Annotated in this window: 3 protein-coding genes and 1 pseudogene; 3 read left to right on the forward strand and 1 reads right to left on the reverse strand. The window is 71.1% G+C overall.

What is annotated here, in order from left to right:
- Nucleotides 1-208 precede the first annotated feature (208 nt).
- The 3 genes from E4P40_RS26770 to E4P40_RS26780 are packed head-to-tail and all read left to right on the forward strand — an operon-like array spanning nt 209 to nt 3,689.
- Nucleotides 209-2,203, forward strand: a complete 1,995-nt coding sequence (locus E4P40_RS26770) for an FAD-dependent oxidoreductase (RefSeq protein ID WP_135161340.1) — start codon at nt 209-211, stop codon at nt 2,201-2,203.
- Nucleotides 2,204-2,232: 29 nt separating this feature from the next.
- Nucleotides 2,233-3,006 carry an SDR family oxidoreductase gene (locus E4P40_RS26775; protein WP_135161341.1) on the forward strand — a complete coding sequence of 258 codons (774 nt, stop codon included), beginning with the start codon at nt 2,233-2,235 and terminating at the stop codon, nt 3,004-3,006.
- A 32-nt stretch (nt 3,007-3,038) separates the two neighbouring features.
- The gene (locus E4P40_RS26780; protein ID WP_135161342.1) at nt 3,039-3,689 is read left to right on the forward strand and encodes an EthD domain-containing protein; all 651 of its coding nucleotides are present in this window, start codon (nt 3,039-3,041) and stop codon (nt 3,687-3,689) included.
- Between the two features lie 46 nt (nt 3,690-3,735).
- Here the strand turns inward: E4P40_RS26780 and E4P40_RS26785 are convergent.
- Nucleotides 3,736-4,004 (reverse strand): annotated as a pseudogene (locus E4P40_RS26785) (2-oxoacid:ferredoxin oxidoreductase subunit beta); the annotation flags it as partial.

The following is a 4,004-nucleotide window of genomic DNA, read 5'->3' on the forward strand; positions in this document are numbered from 1 at the left end:
TACTCGTCCATCTCGTTGATGACGTTGTCGGCGCCGGCACGGGCGACGGTGTTGTCCGCCGGGTCCAGCTTGCGCTCGGTACCGGAGTCCGGGACCTGCTTGACAAGAACGACGATGTTCATCGCGCGAACCACCTCATGGATTGACGTCAGCCCTCTAGGTCCGTATATATCATGAGCATGGATGTCAGCCGGATGGCAAGTGCGGCATGACCGCCTCCGCCGAGGTGGACACCGTGGCCTACTCCCACCTGTTCTCGCCGATCCGCGTCGGGACGATGGAGCTGCGGAACCGCGCGATGCTCCCGCCGCACGCCTCGGCGATCGGCAACATCTACGGCTCCGAGGACGACGCCCGCCGGAACATCGCCTACTTCGAGAGCCGCTGCGCGAACGACGGCCCGGCCTGGGTGGCCAGCCTGTCCACGCACATCCGCAACACCCTGATCCCCGGCTTCGAGCCGACCGGCGTCGGTGCCGCGACCACCGGCTTCTTCCGGCTGCCGCACTTCGTCGAGCGGGTGCAGGCGTTCAGTGACGCGCTCCACGCGCTCGACACGAGCGTGACGGTGCAGATGGTGCACCAGGGCGGCATGCCCCACGGCGCCTCGCCGGTGATGAGCGCCCCGACCATCAACCTGATGCCGCACGTGATGGACTCCGACGACATCGACTCCTTCGTCCGCGAGTACGCCGAGTCGGCCAGGCTCTCGATGGAGGGCCGCGCGGACGGCGTCGAGCTGCACCTCAACCACGACGACCTGCACGAGTGGTTCCTCTCCGCCTACACGAACCGGCGGGAGGACGCCTACGGCGGCTCGCTGGAGAACCGCGCCCGCTTCGCCGTCGAGTGCATGCAGGCCATCCGCGACGTCATCGGCACGTCGCTGACCCTGGGTATCCGGCTGAACATCCGCGAGGAGATGCCCGAGGGGTACGGCGTCGACGGCGGCATCGAGCTGGCCCAGTACTTCGAGTCCACCGGCCTCATCGACTACGTCCACGGCGTCGTCGGCAGCCCGTGGGGCAACCCCAGCTACATCCAGCCCACCTACTTCGAGCCGGGTCAGTTCGGCCCGCTGGCCGGCGAGCTCACGCGCGCGATCAGCCTGCCGGTCGTCCACACCGGCCGGATCACCGATCCGGACGTCGCCGAGCGCGTCCTCGCCGCCGGCGAGGCCGACATCGTCGGGATGGCCCGGGCGCACATCGCGGACGGCGACCTGCTGGCCAAGGCCAGGGCCGGCCGCACCGCGGACATCCGCCCCTGCGTCGGCGGCAACGAGTGCATCAGCCGCCGCTACGTGGAGGGCCTCCCCTTCGGCTGCGCGGTCAACCCCACGACCAGCCACGAGGTCGACGTCCCGTGGCCGACGGTGTCGAGCGGCCGCCGGCTGCTCGTCGTGGGCGGCGGTCCCGCCGGCATGGAGCTGGCCGCCCTCGCCCGGGAGAGCGGGCTGGACGTGGACCTCTGGGAGGCCGACGCCGAGCTCGGCGGGCAGCTGCGCTACGCCGTCAGGGCGCCGCGGCACGAGGGCTACGCGGCCTACCTGCGGTGGCAGGAGCGGCGGCTGACCGACCTCGGCGTGCGCGTCCACCGCGGCCGGCGCGCCACCGCGGACGACGTCCTCGCCGACGGCGCGGACACCGTCGCGATCGCCACCGGGGCCGGTCCGCGGCGCCCGGACATCCCCGGCGTCGACGCCCCGCACGTGCTCGACATCCGCGACGTCCTGGTCGGCAGGGCCACCCCCGGGCACCGCGTCCTGGTGGTCGCGCAGGACGACCACGTCGCCCCCCTGTCGGTGGCCGACTTCCTGGCCGAGCAGGGTCACGACGTCTCCGTCGTCTACGCCACCCAGCAGCCGGCGCCGCTGATCGGCCGGTACATGATCGGCGCCATCCTCGGCCGGCTCGACGCCAAGGACGTCCGGTTCACGTTCATGGAGGAGGTCGTGGGCATCGGCGAGCACACCGTCGACGTCCGCAACGTCTACTCGATGCGCACCCGGACGACCGGCGAGTTCGACTCGGTGGTGCTCGCCTGCGGCAGCGTCTCCGAGTCCTGCCTCTACGACGAGCTGCGCACCCGGCAGCCCGACCTCCACATCCTGGGCGACGCCTACGCGCCCCGCCGGCTCGTCTTCGCGACCCGGCAGGCCTACGCGCTCGCCGAGCAGCTCGTCACCACCGCCGCCCGCTGACCCCGTCCATCCGACAACCAGGAGAACCGATGCTGCTCAAGGACAAGATCGCGCTCGTCACCGCCGGAGCCTCCGGCATGGGCCGCGCGGCCGCCGAGGTCTTCGCGCGCGAGGGCGCCCACGTGATCGTCGTGGACGTCAACGAGGAGAACGCCAAGGACACCGTCGCCGGCATCGAGTCCGCGGGCGGCTCGGCCGTCGCCGAGATCGTGAACGTGCGCGACCTCGGTGCGCTCGAGGCGCTGGCCGACCGCGTGCAGCAGCAGCACGGCAAGCTGCACGTGCTCTACAACAACGTCGGCATCCCCGGCGCGGCCGGGCAGAACCTCACGCAGGAGGAGTGGGACACCAGCATCGAGATCAACGCCCGGGCCAGCTTCTTCCTCAGCGGCTACCTCACCGAGGCCCTCAAGGCCGGCGGTGCCGACGGCGGCGCCTCGGTGATCTTCACCAGCTCCACCTCCGGCCTGATCGGGTCGCCGTTCAGCCCGCTGTACTCGTTCACGAAGGGCGGGATCATCGCGCTCGTCCGGTCGATGGCCCTGGCCCTGGCGACCGACGGGGTCCGCGTCAACGCCGTCGCCCCGGGCATGGTGGACACGCCGGGGCTCAAAGGCTTCTTCCGCATCGACGACCCCGAGGAGATCCAGCGGCGCAAGGAGGCCTTCGCCGCCACGATCCCGATGGCCCGGCCCTCCCAGCCGGAGGAGATCGCGAACGTCGTCCTCTTCCTGGCCAGCAGCCTGTCGTCCTACGTCACCGGCGTGACCATCCCGGTCGACGGCGGCGTCACGGCGAAGTAGCCAGCCGACCCGGGGCGGGAGCGAGGAGCGTCGTGATCACACGCCTGGGGATGGCACCGCGGACCGCAGGGCTGTCGACCACGGACTTCGTCGAGCACTGGCGGACGACGCACTCGGTGGCGGCCGGGAAGATCCCAGGGCTCCGGCGGTACACGCAGTTCCATCCCGTCCTGGTCGACGGTCGGCTCCCGCTCCCCTACCCGGGCTTCGATGCGTGTTCGCTGCTGCAGTTCGACTCACTGGACAGCATGGACGCCGGCTTCTCCTCGTCCGTGTACCGCGACGAGGTGATGACCGACGAGGCGGTGCTCGTGGACAAGACTCGCTTCTCCCTGTTCCTCGGAGCTGCCCGGATCGCCTCGGTGATCCCGGGCGGGACCGTCGTCCTGGTGACGCTGCTCAGGCGCCATCCCGCGCTGACGTCCGCGGAGTTCTCGACCGCGCTCGACGGGCCGTGGAGCGCGTGGTCCGGCGGGCACGAGCAGTACGTGTCGGTGGGGGTTGCCCGGGCCGGACGTCAGGCCGACGTCGCCGATGCGGTGGACATCCGCGCGTTCGACAGCCCTGAGCAGGCGCTGGCGTGGCTCACCGACGAAGAGCAGGGCGTGGCCAACGACGTGCGGATGGCCGGCCTCGGCCTGACCGTCGGCCGCGTGCTCGCCCGCACGTACGAGGTCGTCTGACCGGTCACCCCGAACGCAGCGTCGGAAGCCAGCTGGGATGCCGGGTTCAGGCCTCGACCGTCCAGGTGTCCGCCCCGGTGAGCAAGGCGTCCAGGTCCGGCTCGCTCTCGGTGCGGGCCTGGTCGAGCTGGTCGGCCATCATCGCGTCGTAGGTGGGCTTCTGGACGGACCGGAAGACGCCCATCGGGGTGTACCGCAGGTCCTGGGACGACAGCCGGGACAGCGCGAACGCGTAGGCGGGGTTCTCCCGGTGCGCGTCGTGGACCACGATGTCGGCCGGGTCGACCTGGTTGGTCTCGGCGATCCGCAGCCCGC

Source organism: Blastococcus sp. CT_GayMR20, from assembly GCF_004570345.1.

Coding starts and splice junctions, on each gene's coding strand:
- E4P40_RS26770 (WP_135161340.1), top strand. CDS start 209: ATGACCGCCTCCGCCGAGGTGGACACCGTGGCCTACTCCCACCTGTTC.
- E4P40_RS26775 (WP_135161341.1), top strand. CDS start 2,233: ATGCTGCTCAAGGACAAGATCGCGCTCGTCACCGCCGGAGCCTCCGGC.